The organism is Streptomyces sp. NPDC006552, from assembly GCF_040611655.1.
Taxonomy (GTDB): domain Bacteria; phylum Actinomycetota; class Actinomycetes; order Streptomycetales; family Streptomycetaceae; genus Streptomyces.
In genome coordinates, this window is sequence record NZ_JBEXOS010000058.1 from 1 (window position 1) to 17,199 (window position 17,199).

Annotated in this window: 16 protein-coding genes and 1 tRNA gene; 4 read left to right on the forward strand and 13 right to left on the reverse strand. The window is 72.4% G+C overall.

Features of this window, described 5'->3' with window-relative positions; genetic code table 11:
• Positions 1 to 55: 55 nt before the first annotated feature.
• The 7 genes from ABZY33_RS27370 to pgsA all read right to left on the reverse strand — a co-directional run bounded on the left by ABZY33_RS27370 (position 56) and on the right by pgsA (position 5,880).
• Positions 56 to 808, reverse strand: coding sequence for a YebC/PmpR family DNA-binding transcriptional regulator (locus ABZY33_RS27370; RefSeq protein WP_356494348.1), 753 nt, complete (start codon positions 806 to 808; stop codon positions 56 to 58).
• Between the two features lie 47 nt (positions 809 to 855).
• On the reverse strand, positions 856 to 1,464 hold the full coding sequence (gene pdxT / locus ABZY33_RS27375) for a pyridoxal 5'-phosphate synthase glutaminase subunit PdxT (protein WP_356494349.1): 609 nt from the start codon (positions 1,462 to 1,464) through the stop codon (positions 856 to 858).
• A gap of 5 nt (positions 1,465 to 1,469) precedes the next feature.
• Positions 1,470 to 2,399: a pyridoxal 5'-phosphate synthase lyase subunit PdxS gene (gene pdxS / locus ABZY33_RS27380; protein ID WP_356494350.1), complete on the reverse strand. Its 930-nt coding sequence runs from the start codon at positions 2,397 to 2,399 to the stop codon at positions 1,470 to 1,472.
• Between the two features lie 110 nt (positions 2,400 to 2,509).
• Positions 2,510 to 3,055 (reverse strand): hypothetical protein, encoded by a 546-nt coding sequence (locus tag ABZY33_RS27385; RefSeq protein WP_356494351.1) that lies wholly within the window; start codon positions 3,053 to 3,055, stop codon positions 2,510 to 2,512.
• 64 nt (positions 3,056 to 3,119) lie between these two features.
• Positions 3,120 to 4,304: a glycosyltransferase family 4 protein gene (locus ABZY33_RS27390; RefSeq protein WP_356494352.1), complete on the reverse strand. Its 1,185-nt coding sequence runs from the start codon at positions 4,302 to 4,304 to the stop codon at positions 3,120 to 3,122.
• Positions 4,301 to 5,215 (reverse strand): phosphatidylinositol mannoside acyltransferase, encoded by a 915-nt coding sequence (locus tag ABZY33_RS27395; protein WP_356494353.1) that lies wholly within the window; start codon positions 5,213 to 5,215, stop codon positions 4,301 to 4,303. Before ABZY33_RS27395 ends, ABZY33_RS27390 begins: the two co-directional genes overlap by 4 nt.
• Positions 5,212 to 5,880: a phosphatidylinositol phosphate synthase gene (gene pgsA, locus ABZY33_RS27400; protein ID WP_356494354.1), complete on the reverse strand. Its 669-nt coding sequence runs from the start codon at positions 5,878 to 5,880 to the stop codon at positions 5,212 to 5,214. The genes ABZY33_RS27395 and pgsA overlap by 4 nt, the downstream gene beginning before the upstream one ends.
• Before the next feature lie 257 nt (positions 5,881 to 6,137).
• Here pgsA and ABZY33_RS27405 point away from each other — a divergent pair, with 257 nt between their 5' ends.
• Together ABZY33_RS27405 and ABZY33_RS27410 are read left to right on the forward strand one after the other, a co-directional pair.
• Positions 6,138 to 8,354: an elongation factor G-like protein EF-G2 gene (locus ABZY33_RS27405; protein WP_356494355.1), complete on the forward strand. Its 2,217-nt coding sequence runs from the start codon at positions 6,138 to 6,140 to the stop codon at positions 8,352 to 8,354.
• A gap of 180 nt (positions 8,355 to 8,534) precedes the next feature.
• Complete coding sequence (locus ABZY33_RS27410) at positions 8,535 to 10,271, forward strand: hypothetical protein (protein WP_356494356.1); 1,737 nt, start codon at positions 8,535 to 8,537, stop codon at positions 10,269 to 10,271.
• 42 nt (positions 10,272 to 10,313) lie between these two features.
• Here the strand turns inward: ABZY33_RS27410 and ABZY33_RS27415 are convergent, their stop codons facing one another.
• Positions 10,314 to 10,877 carry an HIT domain-containing protein gene (locus tag ABZY33_RS27415; protein WP_356494357.1) on the reverse strand — a complete coding sequence of 188 codons (564 nt, stop codon included), beginning with the start codon at positions 10,875 to 10,877 and terminating at the stop codon, positions 10,314 to 10,316.
• 66 nt (positions 10,878 to 10,943) lie between these two features.
• Between ABZY33_RS27415 and ABZY33_RS27420 the strand changes: the two genes are divergently transcribed.
• Complete coding sequence (locus ABZY33_RS27420; RefSeq protein WP_356494358.1) at positions 10,944 to 11,636, forward strand: potassium channel family protein; 693 nt, start codon at positions 10,944 to 10,946, stop codon at positions 11,634 to 11,636.
• Between the two features lie 5 nt (positions 11,637 to 11,641).
• Here ABZY33_RS27420 and thrS read toward each other — a convergent pair whose 3' ends face one another.
• From thrS to ABZY33_RS27435, 3 genes are all read right to left on the reverse strand, one after another.
• Positions 11,642 to 13,621: a threonine--tRNA ligase gene (gene thrS, locus ABZY33_RS27425; RefSeq protein WP_356494359.1), complete on the reverse strand. Its 1,980-nt coding sequence runs from the start codon at positions 13,619 to 13,621 to the stop codon at positions 11,642 to 11,644.
• Between the two features lie 122 nt (positions 13,622 to 13,743).
• Positions 13,744 to 14,952, reverse strand: a complete 1,209-nt coding sequence (locus ABZY33_RS27430; protein ID WP_356494360.1) for a hypothetical protein — start codon at positions 14,950 to 14,952, stop codon at positions 13,744 to 13,746.
• A 50-nt stretch (positions 14,953 to 15,002) separates the two neighbouring features.
• The gene (locus tag ABZY33_RS27435) at positions 15,003 to 15,569 is read right to left on the reverse strand and encodes a DUF4365 domain-containing protein (protein ID WP_356494392.1); all 567 of its coding nucleotides are present in this window, start codon (positions 15,567 to 15,569) and stop codon (positions 15,003 to 15,005) included.
• 213 nt (positions 15,570 to 15,782) lie between these two features.
• Here ABZY33_RS27435 and ABZY33_RS27440 point away from each other — a divergent pair, with 213 nt between their 5' ends.
• On the forward strand, positions 15,783 to 16,508 hold the full coding sequence (locus ABZY33_RS27440) for a 3'-5' exonuclease (protein ID WP_356494361.1): 726 nt from the start codon (positions 15,783 to 15,785) through the stop codon (positions 16,506 to 16,508).
• Positions 16,509 to 16,610: 102 nt separating this feature from the next.
• Here the strand turns inward: ABZY33_RS27440 and ABZY33_RS27445 are convergent.
• Together ABZY33_RS27445 and ABZY33_RS27450 are read right to left on the reverse strand one after the other, a co-directional pair.
• Positions 16,611 to 16,682, reverse strand: a tRNA-Val gene (locus ABZY33_RS27445).
• Positions 16,683 to 16,721: 39 nt separating this feature from the next.
• Positions 16,722 to 17,177, reverse strand: coding sequence for an SRPBCC family protein (locus ABZY33_RS27450; RefSeq protein WP_356494362.1), 456 nt, complete (start codon positions 17,175 to 17,177; stop codon positions 16,722 to 16,724).
• Between the last annotated feature and the right edge of the window lie 22 nt (positions 17,178 to 17,199).

Below are 17,199 nucleotides of genomic sequence, written 5' to 3' on the forward strand. Positions count from 1 at the left end.
GCCCGCCCGTAGGCTGGGGGTATGACCACGACGGGGGAAGTTCACCGAGCCGCGGTCAGGCGTCGACCTTCTCCATGACCTCGTCCGAGACGTCGAAGTTGGCGAAGACGTTCTGCACGTCGTCGCTGTCCTCCAGGGCGTCGATCAGCTTGAAGATCTTGCGCGCGCCTTCCTCGTCCAGCTCGACCTGCATGGTCGGGACGAAGTTGGCGTCGGCGGAGTCGTAGTCGATGCCGGCGTCCTGCAAGGCGGTGCGGACCGCGACGAGGTCGGTGGCCTCGGAGAGCACCTCGAAGGACTCGCCCAGGTCGTTGACCTCTTCGGCGCCCGCGTCGAGGACGGCTCCGAGGACGTCGTCCTCGCTCAGCTCGCCCTTGGGGACGACCACGACGCCCTTGCGGTGGAAGAGGTACGACACGGAGCCCGGGTCGGCCATGTTGCCGCCGTTGCGGGTCATGGCGACGCGCACGTCGGAGGCGGCGCGGTTGCGGTTGTCGGTGAGGCACTCGATGAGCACCGCGACGCCGTTCGGACCGTACCCCTCGTACATGATCGTCTCGTAGTCGGCGCCACCGGCTTCGAGACCGGCGCCGCGCTTGACCGCGGAGTCGATGTTCTTGTTCGGGACCGAGCTCTTCTTGGCCTTCTGGATGGCGTCGAAGAGGGTCGGGTTACCGGACACGTCGGCGCCGCCCGTGCGGGCCGCGACCTCGATGTTCTTGATCATCTTCGCGAAGAGTTTGCCGCGCTTGGCGTCGATCACGGCCTTCTTGTGCTTCGTCGTAGCCCATTTAGAGTGGCCGGACATCTGCCTGTCTCCTTCGCGTAACCAACCTCAGTACGAACGCAGCGATCCTACAAGGAACCCGCGGCACCCTTCGCCCGCACCATGTCGACGAAAAGGCCGTGGAGCCGGTGGTCCCCGGTCAGCTCGGGGTGGAAGGACGTCGCCAGCGCGTCGCCCTGCCGCACGGCCACGATGTGCCCTTCGTGCTCGGCGAGCACCTCCACGGCCGCGCCCACGGACTCCACCCAGGGGGCGCGGATGAAGACGCCCTCGACCGGAGCGCCCTCGACGCCCCGGACGTGGACGGCCGCTTCGAAGGACTCGTTCTGCCGCCCGAAGGCGTTGCGGCGCACGATCATGTCGATGCCGCCGAGGGACTCCTGGCCCGAGCGCGGGTCGAGGATCTTGTCGGCGAGCAGGATCATGCCGGCGCAGGTGCCGTAGACGGGCATCCCGGCGCGCACGCGCGCGCGCAGGGGCTCCATCAGGCCGAACAGCTCGGCCAGTTTGGAGATGGTCGTCGACTCGCCGCCGGGGATGACCAGGCCGTCGACCTCGGCCAGCTCTTCGGGGCGCCGCACCGGCCTGGCCACGGCGTCGGCCGTGGCCAGGGCGATGAGGTGCTCCCGTACGTCGCCCTGGAGCGCCAGGACGCCGATGACGGGGGTGGTGCTCATGGTGGTTACCAGCCCCGGTTCGCGTAGCGCTCGGTCTCGGGCAGGGTGTCGCAGTTGATGCCGACCATGGCCTCGCCGAGGTTGCGGGAGGCGTCCGCGATGACCTTGGGGTCGTCGTAGAAGGTGGTGGCCTTCACGATGGCGGCGGCGCGCTTGGCCGGGTCGCCCGACTTGAAGATGCCGGAGCCGACGAAGACGCCCTCGGCGCCGAGCTGGCGCATGAGCGCGGCGTCGGCCGGGGTGGCGACACCCCCGGCGGAGAAGAGGACCACGGGCAGCCGGCCCAGCTCGGAGACCTCCTTGACCAGCTCGTAGGGGGCGCGCAGGTCCTTGGCGGCGGCGTACAGCTCGTTGTTGTCGAAGCCGCGCAGGCGGGCGATCTCGTTCTTGATCTGGCGCAGGTGGCGGACGGCCTCCACGACGTTGCCGGTGCCGGCCTCGCCCTTGGAGCGGATCATGGCCGCGCCCTCGGCGATGCGGCGCAGGGCCTCGCCGAGGTTGGTGGCGCCGCAGACGAACGGCGTGGTGAAGGCGAACTTGTCGCTGTGGTTGACCTCGTCGGCCGGGGTCAGGACCTCGGACTCGTCGATGTAGTCGACGCCGAGGGACTGCAGGACCTGGGCCTCGACGAAGTGGCCGATGCGGGACTTGGCCATGACCGGGATGGAGACCGCGCCGATGATCTCCTCGATCATGTTCGGGTCGGACATCCGGGCCACGCCGCCGTCCTTGCGGATGTCGGCCGGGACCCGCTCCAGGGCCATGACGGCGACGGCGCCCGCGTCCTCGGCTATCTTCGCCTGCTCGGCGTCGACCACGTCCATGATGACGCCGCCCTTGAGCTGCTCGGCCATGCCGCGCTTGACGCGGGCGGTGCCGGTGGCGGGAGCTTCGGGAAGCGCGGGGGCGGCGGGCTGCGGGGTGCTGCTGGACACGGGTGACCTCACTCGGTGACGAAGGCTCGATGCACCACCGAGGTAACCGCCGTGGGCCAGGCCACTGCAAGAGCCAATGAACAGCCGGTGGCTCCTTTTGCGGCGTGGCCCTACGAAGTGGCGCGGTCGGCGACGGACGCCGGGGGCTCGTCGTCCATCTCGACGGCCAGGGGGAACGGGGCGTGGCCGGCGAGCCGGAACCAGCGGACGGTGCGGTGGCGGCGCAGGGCGCGGACCGCGCGGACGGCGTCGTTGTGGAAGCGGCGGGCCATGGGCACCCGGCGCACCGCCTGGGCCAGTTCCTCGGCCGCCTCCTCGCCGCCGGGCGCCTCCCGGACGGTCTCGATCTGGGCGGCGTCGCCGAAGACCGCGCGCAGCGCCTGGCTCAGTTCGCTCTCGGCGACCTCGCGCTGCTCCTCCTCGGCCTGCCGGGCGGCGTGCGCGGCCTCGTAGAGCACGATCGAGGCGGCCGGGTCGAGCACCCCGGAGGTGGCCAGTTCCTGGGCGACGGAGGCGCGGCGCAGCAGTTGGGCGTCGAGGGCGGCGCGGGCCGCGTCGATGCGGGCGTGCAGCCGGTCGAGGCGTCCCGCGGTCCAGCTCAGGTAGAGGCCGATGGCGAAGAGGGCTACGGCGATCCAGATCAGGGTGGCGGTCACGGGCGGCAAGATTACCGGTGCCGGGGCCGGCCCCCGCGCGCGCGGCAGGGGCCCCGCCCGGCGCTCAGTTGCGGGCCAGGCCGAACCGGGCCCGCAGGCCCGTGCGTTCGTCGGCGGCCACCACCGCCGCGCCGTGCGTCACCGTCTCGTAGACCGAGAGGATGTCGGCGCCGACGGTCGACCAGTCGAAGCGGCGCACGTGCTTGCTGCCGCGCTCGCGCAGATCGTCGCGGCGGGCGGGGTCGGCCAGCAGGCGCAGCGCCGCGTCCGCCAGCGCGTCCGCGTCCTCGTTCGCGAACAGCTCGCCGGCCGCTCCCTGGTCGAGGACCTGGGCGAAGGCGTCCAGGTCGGAGGCGAGCACCGGGGCGCCCGCCGACATCGCCTCGACGAGGATGATCCCGAAGCTCTCGCCGCCGGTGTTCGGGGCGACGTAGACGTCGATGCTGCGCAGGAACCGCGCCTTGTCGACGTCGCTGACCATGCCGAGGAACTCGACGCGCTCGCGCATCTCCTTGGGCAGGGACGCGACGGCCTCCACCTCGTCGCCGCGGCCGGCGACCAGGAGCCGGGTCTCGGGCCGCTCCGCGAGGATCTTCGGCAGCGCCTTCATCAGGACCGGCAGCCCCTTGCGGGGCTCGTCGATGCGTCCGATGAAGCCGATCGTGCCGCCCCGCGCGCCGGCCCCGGGCCCGCCGCGCCACTCCGCCTTGGGCTCGGCGCGCGCGAAGAAGTCGACGTCGACCCCGTTCGGGATGACCACCGCGTCCCCGCCCAGGTGTTCGACGAGGGTACGGCGCGCGTACTCGCTGACCGCGATGCGCGCGCTGATCTTCTCCAGGGCGGGCTGCAGGATCGGGTACGCGGCGATCATCGCCCGCGAGCGGGGGTTGGAGGTGTGGAAGGTCGCGACGATGGGGCCCTGCGCCGCCCAGCACGACAGCAGGCCGAGCGAGGGCGAGGTCGGTTCGTGGATGTGGATCACGTCGAACGCGCCGTCGTGCAGCCAGCGGCGCACGCGCGCGGCGCTCAGGAAGCCGAAGTTGAGCCGGGCCACCGAGCCGTTGTACGGCACCGGGACCGCGCGGCCCGCCGAGACGACGTACGGCGGCAGCGGGGTCTCGTCGTCCGCCGGGGCGAGGACGGAGACCTCGTGCCCGAGGGCGATGAGGTGCTCCGCCAGATCGCGGATGTGGAACTGGACGCCGCCCGGCACGTCCCAGGAGTACGGGCAGACGATGCCGATCCTCACGCGGGCCGCTCCTCGACGTGCTCCAGGTCGGCGAGCCACAGACGTTGCAGCATGTGCCAGTCCTCCGGATGGTCCGCGATCCCTGTGGCGAAGGCGTCGGCCACCGCCTGTGTCATGACGGACGTCTTCTCCGCCCGGGTACCTGTCTCCGGCACGTCGACCGGCGGGTGGACGCGGCCCCGCATGATGGACGAGGAGTCGTACCAGAGGGTGACGGGCAGGAGCAACGCGCCCGTCTGCTGGGCGAGCAGCGCGGGTCCGGGCGGCATCCGCGTCGCCTCGCCGAAGAACTTGACCTCCACCCCGGAGGTCGACAGGTCGCGGTCGGCGACCAGGCAGACCAGGCCGCCCGCGCGCAGCCGCCGGGCCAGCGCCCCGAAGGCGGAGCCGCCGGTGTGCGGCAGCACCTCCATGCCGAGCCCCTCGCGGTACGCCACGAAGCGGTCGTACAGGGTCTCCGGCTTGAGCCGCTCGGCGACGGTGGTGAACGGGGTGTCCAGCTTGGTGGTGACCCAGGCGCCCGCGAGGTCGTAGTTGCCCATGTGGGGCAGGGCGAGCACGACGCCCTTGCCGGCCGCCAGTCCCTCGGTGAGCAGGTGGACGTCCTTGACCTCGACGCCCTCCGCGATGCGCTGCCGGCTCCACGCGGGCAGCCGGAAGGACTCCATCCAGTAGCGCAGGTAGGAGCGCATGCCCGCCCGGGACAGCGCGGCCAGCTTCTGGGGCGTCGCGTCGGGGACCACCCGGGCGAGATTGGCCTCCAGGCGCAGCACGCCCTTGCCGCGCCGCTTCCACACGGCGTCGGCGATGCTCCGGCCCAGCCGCCGCGCGACCGGCTCGGGCAGCTTCTTGACGGTGGCCCAGCCGAGCCCGTACAGCGCGTCCGTCACCCGCTCCTGGACGCCGCTCACGAGGCGGCCTCCTCCTGGGCGGCGGCCGCGGCCGCGGCGTCGGCCTCCGCGGACTCGCGGCGGACGGTCACCACCCGCTGGATCAGGGTCACGAGGCTGCCCACGGCGACGATCCACAGCGCGGCCGGCAGCAGGTACTGGATGCCGGGCACCCCGAACTTGTGCAGGCCCGCCAAGCCCGCGGCGACCAGCGAGATGACGAGGCGCTCGGCGCGCTCCACCAGGCCGTTGACGGCGACGGGCAGGCCGATCGCCTCGCCGCGCGCCTTCGTGTAGGAGACGACCTGGCCACTGGCGAGGCAGAAGATGGAGACCGCGGCCAGGACGTTGTCGTCGCCCGAACCGCCGTACCACAGGGCCAGACCGCCGAAGACGGCGCTGTCGGCGACCCGGTCGAGCGTGGAGTCGAGGAACGCGCCCCAGCGGCTGGAGCGGCCCAGCTGGCGCGCCATGTTGCCGTCCACGAGGTCCGAGAAGACGAACAGCGTGATGACGACCGTGCCCCAGAAGAACTCTCCGCGCGGGTAGAAGACCAGCGCCCCCGCCATCACTCCGGCGGTGCCGAGGAGTGTCACCGTGTCGGGACTGACCCCGCGACGGATGAGAAACGCGGCGAACGGTGTGAGGACACGCGTGAAGAATGCACGCGCGTACTTGTTCAGCATGGCCTTCCCGAGGGTCGGTGCCGGGTGACCCCTCTGGCCACCGGCTGGCCCATCGTAGTCACGCGCGCGGGAGAACGACCGCCGGGCCGCCACGCGCGCGTGGACTCGCGTACGACGTATGGACGCACCGTGACCGGAGTGGAAAGCTCGATGCCACCGCGGGCGTCGCCGAAGCCGCCTCCGCACGCGGATCCGTGCGTCCGCGCTCTCACGTCCCACACGAACCACCTCACCGTGCGACAACCGGGAGGCAAGGCATGGGCGACAAGGCGCACGCACACCCCGGAGCCGCCGGCAGGGCGGCGACGGCCGACCACCCCGCGTCGGTACGGAACGTGGTGCTGGTCGGCCACAGCGGCTCGGGCAAGACGACCCTGGTGGAGGCGCTCGCGCTGACCGCGGGGGCGGTCGGCCGGGCGGGGCGGGTCGAGGACGGCACCACCCTCTCCGACCACGACGCGATCGAGCACCGCCAACAGCGCTCGGTCCAGCTCTCGCTCGTCCCGGTGGAGTGGGGCGGCTACAAGATCAATCTGCTGGACACCCCCGGCCACGCGGATTTCGTCGGGGAGTTGCGGGCCGGTCTGCGCGCGGCGGACGCGGCCCTGTTCGTCGTCTCGGCGGCCGAGAGCCCGCAGACGATGGCCGGCGCGACCCGCATGGTGTGGGAGGAGTGTGCCGCCGTCGGCATGCCGCGGGCGATCGTCGTCACCCACCTGGAGGCGGCGCGCGCCGACTTCGCGGAGATGACACGGACCTGTGCGCGGGTCTTCGGGGGCGAGGACCCCGACGCCGTGCTCCCGCTGTACCTGCCACTGCACGGCCCGCAGGGCGCGGACGGCCACGCGCCCGTGACGGGGCTCGTCGGCCTCCTCTCGCAGCGCCTGTACGACTACGCGCGGGGCGAACGCGCGGAGTCCGCACCCGGCGCGGAGCGGCTGCCCGCGATCGAGGAGGCCCGCAACCGGCTCATCGAGGGGATCATCGCGGAGAGCGAGGACGAGACCCTCATGGACCGCTATCTGAGCGGCGCGGAACTCGACTTCACGACGCTGGTCGAGGATCTGGAGCGGGCCGTCGCGCGCGGCGTCTTCCACCCGGTCCTCGCCGCGGCGCCCGCGCCGCCGGGCGCCCGCCAGGGGCTCGGCACGGTCGAGCTCCTGGAGCTGGTCACGGGGGGTTTCCCCTCGCCGCTGGAGCGCGCGGCGCCCGCGGTGCGCACGCCCGGCGGCACGGCCCGCACGGTCGGGGCCTGCGACCCGGACGGCCCGCTGGTGGCCGAGGTCGTCAAGACGGCCTCCGACCCGTACGTGGGCCGCATCTCGCTGGTCCGGGTCTTCTCCGGCACTCTGCGCCCGGACGCGACGGTGCACGTGTCCGGGCACGGCCTGGAGGACCACGCCCACGCGGACCGCGCCCTGCACGAGTCGGACGAGCGGATCGGCGCGCTGTCGGCGCCGTTCGGCAAGCGGCAGCGCACGCTGACACGGTGCGTCGCGGGGGATCTGGCGTGCGTGGCGAAACTGCGCCGCGCCGAGACGGGCGACACCCTCTCGGCGCAGGACGATCCGCTGCTGATGGCGGCGTGGGACATGCCGGACCCGTTGCTGCCGCTCGCCGTCCGGGCCCACGGCAAGGCGGACGAGGACAAACTGTCGCAGGGGCTCGCGCGGCTCGTCGCGGAGGATCCGACGATGCGCCTGGAGCAGAACCAGGACACGCGCCAGCTGGTGCTGTGGTGCCTGGGCGAGGCGCACGCGGACGTCGCCCTGGAGCGGCTGCGCAGCCGGTACGGGGTGCGGGTCGACGTGGTCGCGCACCAGGTGTCGCTGCGGGAGACGTTCGCGGGCCGCTCCGCGGGGCGCGGGCGGCACGTGAAACAGTCCGGCGGGCACGGGCAGTTCGCGATCTGCGCGATCGAGGTGGAACCGCTGCCGGGCGGGTCCGGCATCGAGTTCGTGGACAAGGTCGTCGGCGGGGCGGTGCCGCGGCAGTTCGTCCCCTCCGTCGAGAAGGGCGTCCGCGCGCAGGCGGCCCGGGGCGTCGCGGCCGGGTACCCGCTGACCGACGTGCGGGTGACGCTGCTGGACGGCAAGGCGCACGCGGTGGACTCCTCCGACGCGGCGTTCCAGACGGCCGGGGCGCTCGCGCTGCGCGAGGCGGCGGCCGCCGCCACGATCCACCTCCTGGAGCCGGTCGCCGAGGTGCGGGTGCTGGTCGGGGACGACTACGTGGGTGCCGTGATGAGCGACCTGTCCGGGCGCCGCGGGCGCGTCGTCGGCACCGAACAGGCGCCGGGCGGGCGCACCCTCGTACGGGCCGAGGTGCCGGAGATCGAGATCGGCCGGTACGCGGTGGACCTGCGCTCGCTCTCGCACGGCACGGCCCGCTTCGGCCGCGGCTACGCGCGGCACGAGCCGATGCCGGCGCAGGTGGGCGCGAGGCTGCGCGAACAGGCCCGGTCCACGCCGTAGTTGCTCCCTTCGCCGCCGCTCGCGCCACCGGCATCCGTCTTGCCGGGGTGGATGTCGGCGGCGGCCGTTACGCTGGTCCACGGTCGGCGGATCAGGACGATCAACTGATCAACAGGTGTGCGGGGCGTGGAAGTCGGGAAAAGCCGCAGCAGCGACAGCGTGCGGTGATGGGGGCGGGCAGTGGCGGACGATGCATTCGATTTCAGGCCGGGCGCGCAGGTCCCGTTGCAGGGGTCGGCGGGCCAGACCGCGGCGACGTTCGCCATCGCCTCGGCGGCGTACCGGGACGACAGGGCGTCGAAGATCGAGGACGCCAACAACGAATGGCACAAGACCGAGGCGAAGGCCGGCCGGTGGTCGCTGTTCGCGCCCAATCTGGGTGAGGCGTTCTCGCGGGCGGTGCAGCTGCGGATGCTCGGCGCGGGCCGCAAGCCGCTCATCCAGTCGTTCGGTACGGAACCGCAGGTGGTCGTCGAGCACTGTCTGGCGGCCAACCGGATCCGGCGCGAGCGCGACAGCCTGCTCACCGGTGTGACGGCCCTCTTCGGGTTCCTCTTCCTGCCCGGCTTCCTGCTGTGGCTAGGCGCGTTCCAGATCCGGCGGACGAACAACGCCCGGATCGAGACGGCCGAGAGAATCGTCAAGGAGACCGAGGGCAAGTCCGCCAAGGAGCAGGGCGAGGCGAAGAAGCTGGAGCGCAAGGCGCGCGGGCGGGCCGCGGTGGCGACGACGATCATGACGGTCGCCGCCATCGGTCTGCTGGTCCTGTTGATCAAGCTGCCGTTCGGCGGGTTCTGGGCCTGGTATCTGCGGGCCTCGTTCGTGGCTCCGGTGATCGGCGGCCTGTGGGCGCGGCGGATCTGCGAGCGCACCGCGAAGGATCTGCGCGACCGGTGGGAGGCGCTGCTCTCCGGCGGCGGGATCGGCGCGAAGATCCCGGAGGCGGTGCCGGGCAGCCCCGGCGAGACCGCGGCCGAGCAGCTGCGCCAGAGCCTGGCGCGGCTCAGCGCGGAGCAGCAGTCGAACTCGGTCTTCTACGCGGGCCCCAAGGGCATCCTGGGCATGGGGACGCGCTGGGGCAGCTGGCAGCTGGCCGAGGACCTGGTCCCCGCCGAGGCGGGCAAGGAGATCCATCCGTTCCGCAGCTGGGACGTCATCCGCGCCATCCAGGACGAGCTGCGGCTGCTCCAGCGCGGCCCGCTGCACACGGGCGGGTTCCCGACCCCGTCGGTGAAGGACTGGATCGTCACGCCGATCGGCGAGAAGGCGACGGCGGTGGCCCGCCCGACGGGCGCGGACGTCGACGCCTTCCAGATCAGGCAGCACGAGATACAGCGGATCTGCAACGAGCAGCAGTTCGGCAGCGGCGACCGCCACTACCTGGGCGTGCAGTTCACGCTCTGGGACGGCCAGCTGGTGATCACCATGCTGATCACGGTGACGGTGCTGCACGAGACGCTGCGCATCGAGGTGACCGGCCACGCGCTCGGCCCGGTCAACTCCCTGTTCACGTCGAAGCCCGAACCGAGGACCAAGGAGGTCGCCAAGGCGGTGCGGTTCTGGGAGACGACGACGAAGACGCTGCCGCTCATCGACGCGGACGAGGCGGTCCGGGTCGCGGTCCGCGCCCCCTTCACCTGGTACCCGCCGATACTCGACCACATGGGCGGCAAGATCGTCCTGCCCGAGCCGTTCGGCCTGCGGCACGCCTGGGCGGACCAGCCCTGGCGCCACCGCTTCATGGCCGACGACGCGCTGCGCACCGCGACGCCGGTGTTGCGCGTGGTGCACGCCGCGGCGCTGCGGGTCCTGGTCGACCACGGCGTGGACACGGAGAAGTTCGGTACTCGCTCGGGTGTGCTCAGCGGACTGGTCCAGGACCCCACTCCGCGCAAGGCCGACGTGTACGACGCGTAGGCCCGGCCACCGGCCGCGCCGCGCGCCGGGCCGGTGCGCCGCTCAGGCGGCGGGCCAGGCCTTGGCGATCGCGGTACGGGTGTCGCCGAGCAGCTGCGGCAGCACCTTCGTGTGGCCGACGACCGGCATGAAGTTCGTGTCGCCGCCCCAGCGCGGGACGATGTGCTGGTGCAGGTGGGCGGCGATGCCGGCGCCCGCGACGGCGCCCTGGTTCATGCCGATGTTGAACCCGTGCGCCCCCGAGGCGGAGCGCAGCGCGGTCATGGCGCGCTTGGTGAAGGCGGCCAGCTCCGCGGTCTCCGCGTCGTCGAGGTCCGTGTAGTCGGCGACGTGCCGGTAGGGCAGCACCATCATGTGCCCGCCGTTGTACGGGTACAGGTTGAGGATCGCGAAGACGTGCTCGCCCCGCGCCACGATCAGGGCGTCCTCGTCGGAGACGGCGGGGGCCGCGCAGAAGGGACAGCCGTCGTCGGCGCCGGGGCCCGTCGGCTTGCCCTCACCCTGGATGTAGGCGATGCGGTGCGGGGTCCACAGGCGCCCGAATCCGTCCGGCTCACCCACGGGACCGATCTGCTGCTCCGGCTCACTCGTCATGAAGTGCAGCATATGGCGTCGCCCCGGCCAGGCGTGTCGGCGGGTGGCGCCCCCGCCCGGCCGGGCGATGCTGGGCGGATGACCGACACTGCCCTGGCCCGCTGGGAGCGGCACAACGGCGTCGTCCTCGCAGTGGCGTCGCTGCTCTTCCTCGCCTCGTACGCGCTGCGGGTCCTCGGCGGGGGCCTGCCCGGCGCGCTGCGGGACCTGTGCCTGGCCGTGGCGCTCGCGGCGTGGGCCGTCTTCGTCGTGGACTACGTGGTGCGGCTGCGGCTGAGCGGGCAGCGCCTGCCGCGCTTCCTGCGCACGCACTGGCTGGACGCCGTCGTCCTGCTGCTGCCGCTGCTGCGCCCGGTCCGGATCGTGCAGACCTACCAGCGGGTGCAGCGCCGCCACGAGCGGCCGCGGCTGGCGCTGCACGCGCGGGTGATCGCTTATGCGGGGGTCGCGGTGACGCTGCTGGGCTTCGCGGGCTCACTCGCCCTGTACCAGCAGGAGCACATCGCGCCGGGCGCGGACATCGTGACGTACGGCGACGCGGTCTGGTTCACCTGTACGACGCTGTCCACCGTGGGGTACGGCGATCTGGCGCCGGTGACGCCGCTGGGCCGGCTGGTGGCGGTGGGTGTCATGGTCTGCGGGCTGGCCCTGCTGGGGGCGGTCACCGGCACGTTCTCGTCCTGGCTGCTCCAGGCGTTCGCCCGGGACGGCGAGAGGCCCCCGGAGCACGCTGCGAACGCTCCGGGGGCCTCTCACCGCGTGGACGACTGAGTCCGTCAGACCTGCGCCCGCTCCTCGACGACCTTCACGATCTTCGCGATGGCGTCGGCGACCGGGATGCCGTTCTCCTGCGAGCCGTCGCGGTAGCGGAAGGAGACCGAACCGGCGTTCATGTCCTCGTCGCCCGCGATGACCATGAAGGGCACCTTGGCCTTCTGCTGGTTGCGGATCTTCTTCTGCATCCGGTCCGAGGACGAGTCGACCTCGACGCGCAGGCCCTGGGCGCGCGCCTGCTCGGCGAACTCCTGAAGGTACTGCACGTGGCCGTCGCCGATCGGGATGCCGACGGCCTGCACCGGCGCGAGCCACGCCGGGAAGGCGCCCGCGTAGTGCTCCAGGAGCACCCCGAAGAACCGCTCGATCGAACCGAACAGCGCACGGTGCAGCATGACGGGCTGCTGGCGCGAGCCGTCCGCCGCGGTGTACTCCAGGCCGAACCGCTTGGGCTGGTTGAAGTCGACCTGGAGGGTCGACATCTGCCAGGAGCGGCCGATGGCGTCCTTGGCCTGCACGGAGATCTTCGGGCCGTAGTAGGCGGCGCCGCCCGGGTCCGGCACGAGCGGGAGGTTCTGCTTCTCGGCGGCCAGGCGCAGCGCCTCGGTCGCCTCCTCCCAGTCCGCGTCCTCACCGATGAACTTGTCGGAGTCGTCGCGGGTGGACAGCTCCAGCTCGAACTCGGTCAGGCCGTAGTCGCGCAGCAGGTCGAGCACGAAGGTCAGGAGCGTGTCCAGCTCCTGCGGCATCTGCTCCTTGGTGCAGTAGATGTGCGAGTCGTCCTGGGTGAAGCCGCGCGAGCGGGTCAGGCCGTGCACGACGCCCGACTTCTCGTAGCGGTACACGGTGCCGAACTCGAAGAGCCGCAACGGCAGTTCGCGGTAGGAACGGCCCCGGGACTTGAAGATCAGGTTGTGCATCGGGCAGTTCATCGCCTTGAGGCGGTAGTTCTGCTCGTCGAACTGGATGGGCGGGAACATGCCCTCCGAGTAGTGCGGCAGGTGCCCGGAGATCTCGAAGAGCTTCTCCTTCGAGATGTGCGGGGTGTTGACGAACTCGTACCCGGAGACCTCGTGGCGCCGGCGCGAGTAGTCCTCCATGACCTTGCGGATCACCCCGCCCTTGGGGTGGAAGACCGCGAGGCCCGGGCCCAGCTCGTCGGGGAAGGAGAACAGGTCCAGCTCGGCGCCGAGCTTGCGGTGGTCGCGCTTCTCGGCCTCGGCGAGGAAGTCGAGGTATGCCTTGAGCTCGTCCTTCGACGGCCACGCGGTGCCGTAGATCCGCTGGAGCTGCGGGTTCTTCTCACTGCCCCGCCAGTACGCGGCGGCGGAGCGCATCAGCTTGAACGCCGGGATGTTCCGGGTGGTGGGCAGGTGCGGGCCGCGGCAGAGGTCCTTCCAGCACAGCTCGCCGGTCTTGGCGTCGAGGTTGTCGTAGATGGTCAGCTCGCCGCCGCCGACCTCGGCGTCGGCGCCGTCGGCGGCCTGCGCCGCGTTGCCCTTGAGGCCGATCAGCTCCAGCTTGTAGGGCTCTTCGGCCAGCTCGACGCGGGCGTCCTCGTCGGTGGTCAGCCGGCGCGAGAAGCGCTGCCCCCGCTTCTGGATCTCCTGCATCTTCTTCTCGATGCGCTTGACGTCCTCGGGGGTGAACGGCTCCTTGACGTCGAAGTCGTAGTAGAAGCCGTCCTTGATGGGCGGGCCGATGCCGAGCTTGGCCTCGGGGAACAGCTCCTGGACGGCCTGCGCCATCACGTGCGCGGTGGAGTGCCGCAGGATGCTGAGACCGTCCTCGGAGGAGATATCCACGGGCTCGACGGTCTCGCCGTCGGCCACCACGTACGCGAGGTCCTTCAGCTCACCGCCCACCCGGGCCGCGACGATGCTGCGCTCACCGGCGAAGAGCTCGGCGGCCGTGGTGCCCGTCGTCACCACGCGCTCGTCCCGCTCGGAATCGCGTTGGATGACTACACGGACGTCTGACACCGGTCTCTCCTACCTGAAGGGGGTACGCCACGCCAGTACCTGTGACGCGCGCAGTAAGGATCGTACCGAGTCGCCGGGCCCGCTCGCGAAGCGGTTCTTCCGCGCCCCGGCGGCGCGGCCTGCTACTCCTCCCCCGCGCAGGCGTCCTCGAAGAAGTCCAGGTTCTCCTGGAGCGACTTCATCAGCCGGTCCCGCTCGGCCTCCTCCACCTGGACGGGGACGACGCCCCCGGCGCCGGTCAGGCGCCGGAAGCCGCCCCGGCTCTCCAGGCGTCCGTGCACCCGGACCGGCAGGCCGACGAGGTGGGCGTGGCCCGCGGTGCGGTACCCCTCCTCGTCGAGCACCACGCGCACGTGCGGGACGTCCGCGCCCGCGAGGACGCGCAGCCGCACCGTCCCCGCGCCGCCCGGCCCCGGCCGGCGCATCCGCACGACGGTGCCGGTGATGCGGACGGGGACGGAGGGCTCGGCGTGCCGGTAGCGGGCGCCGGCGGCGCGCAGGACGTCCAGGTCGCCGGGGGAGAACTCGACGGGCGCGTCCCCGTCGGTGCACTCCGCGGGCACCCCGGCGGCGGGCGCCCAGGCGACGCTGACGCACGCGCCCTCGGTGCCGCGCACCAGTGCGACGAGCGCCTCGGTCAGCTCGTGGCTGACGCCCGCCCCGACCGCCCCGTCGAAGGCGTCCATGCCGCCGGTGGCCCGGCGGTAGTCGATGGCCTCGCGCACCGCGTAGAGCGCCTGGTGCAGCCGGACCGCGAGCGGGCGGCCCGTGGCGACGGGCACGAACGCGGTGAGCCGGTCCCCGCCGGGCGCCGTCTGCACCAGCACGTTCTCCAGGGCCGCGGCGGCGGTGCGGCGGTGCCGGGCCCCGTGGTACCCGGCGCGGTCGCGCACGGCGAGGGCTCCGGCGAGCAGCATCCGGCGGGCGGCGGAGCGCAGGCGCTCCTCCGCGGTCCAGGTGGGGGCGCCGGCCGGTCCGCCGGGCTCCTCCCGCCACCAGCGGATCTCGTCGCTCGGCACGGTGAGCGCGACGAGGATCTCGCGGGCGCCGGGGGCGTTGCCGCGCTCCAGCGCGAGGAGCGCCTCGCCGAGCAGTTCCGCGCTGTCCGGGAAGGCCGCGCTCCCGGGCACGAGCAGGCTCGGGCGGGCTCCCGGGCCGGGCGGTGTCCAGCGCGTGTAGCGGCCCGCGGCGCCGCCCCGCCGCCGCCAGCCGTGCCGGGCGAGCAGCGCGGCGAGGACCGCCGGGTCGACCTGGCCCGGCTCGGGTCCGGCGAGGCCGGCGGGGACCGCGCCGGGGGACCGTACGGATCCGTCGCTCGAACGGTGCTCCATGTCGTGGCTCCCTTCGGGGCCGGCCGGGTGGTGCGGTCCGCGGCGTCCCGTCAGGGCCGCCCGCCCGTCCCGACGCGGGTCATGATCTCGCAGAGGGCGCGGTCGTCGAAGATCCGCGTGGTGGACACGCGCACGGTGGTCCGGCGCCGGCCGGTGACCGGGTGGCCGGCGAGGTTGGTCCAGTAGCAGCAGTGCCGCAGGTCGAGCCGGTCGTGCCCGGCGCGCAGCCAGTCGTCCTGGGAGCGCGGCACGAGCATCACGACGAGGATCTTGTGCACCGACACGGGGGTCCTGGCGAGCTTCTCCAGGTGCGCGTTGTCGAGCGTGAAGGAGAAGGACGGCCCCGGCGGGTGCGGCGGGATCTGGTACGTCGCCTTGAGCTGCACCTTGATCGTGACCTCGTCGTCGACCGTGTGCCCGGGGGCGCTGTGGCTGACGTGCCAGTCGATGCCGTTGTCGGGGAATGGCTGCGAGAGCGAGCAGCCGGCGGCCGCGGCCACGGCGTGGAGGTAGCCCACCTGGAGGGTCTCCATGCAGGCGGTGGTGGCGAGTGTGCCGCGCGGCGGTGCGTTCCGCCCGGGCAGCAGCCCGCCCTGTTCGGGCCGCGCGAGCGCCATGGTGCGACGGGCCTTTCGGGACGGTGGGTTCCCCGCGAAGAGCAAGGGCGTGGTCGAGGGCAGGTCAACGGCACCCCGCTGAACTGCCATGACTCGTAACTGTGTTGTCACCGCTCCGCGTACGACGCAAACGGCCCGGGTATCACCGGATGGGCAGCGGGCGCGGATCGACGGGACGTCATCTGCCGGGTGAGACAAGGGAGTTGTATTGACATGACGTGCTGGTACGAAGGCCCACTCGCCGCCTTCGACACGGAGACGACCGGTGTGGACGTGGAGCACGACCGCATCGTGTCGGCGGCGATCGTGGTGCAGGACGCGCCGGGGCTGCGGACGAGGGTGACGCGCTGGCTGGTCAATCCGGGGGTGCCGGTGCCGCCCGGCGCGACGGAGGTGCACGGCCTGACCGACCTGCATCTTCAGCGCAACGGGCGCTGGCCGGCCCCCGTGATGGAGGAGATAGGTTACGCGCTCGCGGACCAGGCCGCGGCGGGACGGCCGCTGGTGGTCATGAACGCGCCGTTCGATCTGACCCTGCTGGACCGGGAGTTGCGGCGGCACCGCGCGTCGTCGCTCGACCGCTACCTGGACGGTTCCCCGCTGCGGGTGCTGGACCCGCGGGTCCTGGACAAACATCTGGACCGCTACCGCAAGGGCCGCCGTACGCTGACGGATCTGTGCGCGCACTACGAGGTGGAGCTGGCCGAGGCGCATGACGCGGCGGCGGACGCGCAGGCGGCGCTCGACCTCGTCCGGGCGGTCGGCCGGCGCTTCGCGGGCCGCTTGGAGCGGCTCTCGGCGGCCGAACTCCACACCCTCCAGGAGTTCTGGCACGCGGCGCAGGCCCGCGGGCTCCAGGCGTGGTTCACCCGCAGCGGCAATCCGGAGGTGGTCGATCCGGCCTGGCCGCTGCGCCCGGAGCTGCCGGCGGCGGCCTGACGCGCGGAACTTCCGGTGGCCGTCCGGCCGTTCCCCCGCTGGGGGCCCGACATGCAGAAACGAAAAACCGGCCCGTCGACCGACGGACCGGTTCTCCCGGGGTGGGCGATACTGGGTTCGAACCAGTGACCTCTTCGGTGTGAACGAAGCGCTCTCCCACTGAGCTAATCGCCCGGGAACGGGTTGAACCATACAGGGCGCGGCGGGCTGTGTTCAAACCGGTTGCAGGTGGGCGCTGAGCCCCCGCCGCCCGCCGCGCATCATCCAGGCGTGGTTGGCGACGAACACCGGCCTGCCCAGCAGGGCGAAGCGCCTCATCAGCGCCTTGCGCACCTCGACCTGCTGGTCGTAGACGGCGCGGGTGCCGCCGCCGCGGGCCGTCACGGTCCACCGCGCCCAGCCGTCGAGGTCGCCGCTCATGGCGATCTCCAGGACCCCGCCGGCCGGGTCGCGCCGCTGCTCCCGGGCGGTGACCGTGAGCGCGTACGGCAAGAAGGAGCGGAAGACCGCGACGCCGCTGGTCTCGTCCAGCGGCGTCACCGAGCGGACCTGCGGCCACCACAGCGGGTACTCCTCGGCCCGCTCCAGGGCCGCGTACACGGCGGCCGGCGGTGCGGGCAGGTCCCAGACACTGCGGAAGCGGTAACGGCTCAGGGCGCTCAGGTCCATGGGCAGAGTCTGCCCGCGCGGG

Bases quoted from the DNA above. Each gene is read 5' to 3' on its own strand.
- ABZY33_RS27370 (WP_356494348.1), bottom strand. From the start codon at position 808: ATGTCCGGCCACTCTAAATGGGCTACGACGAAGCACAAGAAGGCCGTG.
- pdxT (WP_356494349.1), bottom strand. From the start codon at position 1,464: ATGAGCACCACCCCCGTCATCGGCGTCCTGGCGCTCCAGGGCGACGTA.
- pgsA (WP_356494354.1), bottom strand. From the start codon at position 5,880: ATGCTGAACAAGTACGCGCGTGCATTCTTCACGCGTGTCCTCACACCG.
- ABZY33_RS27405 (WP_356494355.1), top strand. From the start codon at position 6,138: ATGGGCGACAAGGCGCACGCACACCCCGGAGCCGCCGGCAGGGCGGCG.
- ABZY33_RS27415 (WP_356494357.1), bottom strand. From the start codon at position 10,877: ATGCTGCACTTCATGACGAGTGAGCCGGAGCAGCAGATCGGTCCCGTG.
- ABZY33_RS27420 (WP_356494358.1), top strand. From the start codon at position 10,944: ATGACCGACACTGCCCTGGCCCGCTGGGAGCGGCACAACGGCGTCGTC.
- ABZY33_RS27430 (WP_356494360.1), bottom strand. From the start codon at position 14,952: ATGGAGCACCGTTCGAGCGACGGATCCGTACGGTCCCCCGGCGCGGTC.
- ABZY33_RS27435 (WP_356494392.1), bottom strand. From the start codon at position 15,569: ATGGCGCTCGCGCGGCCCGAACAGGGCGGGCTGCTGCCCGGGCGGAAC.
- ABZY33_RS27440 (WP_356494361.1), top strand. From the start codon at position 15,783: ATGACGTGCTGGTACGAAGGCCCACTCGCCGCCTTCGACACGGAGACG.
- ABZY33_RS27450 (WP_356494362.1), bottom strand. From the start codon at position 17,177: ATGGACCTGAGCGCCCTGAGCCGTTACCGCTTCCGCAGTGTCTGGGAC.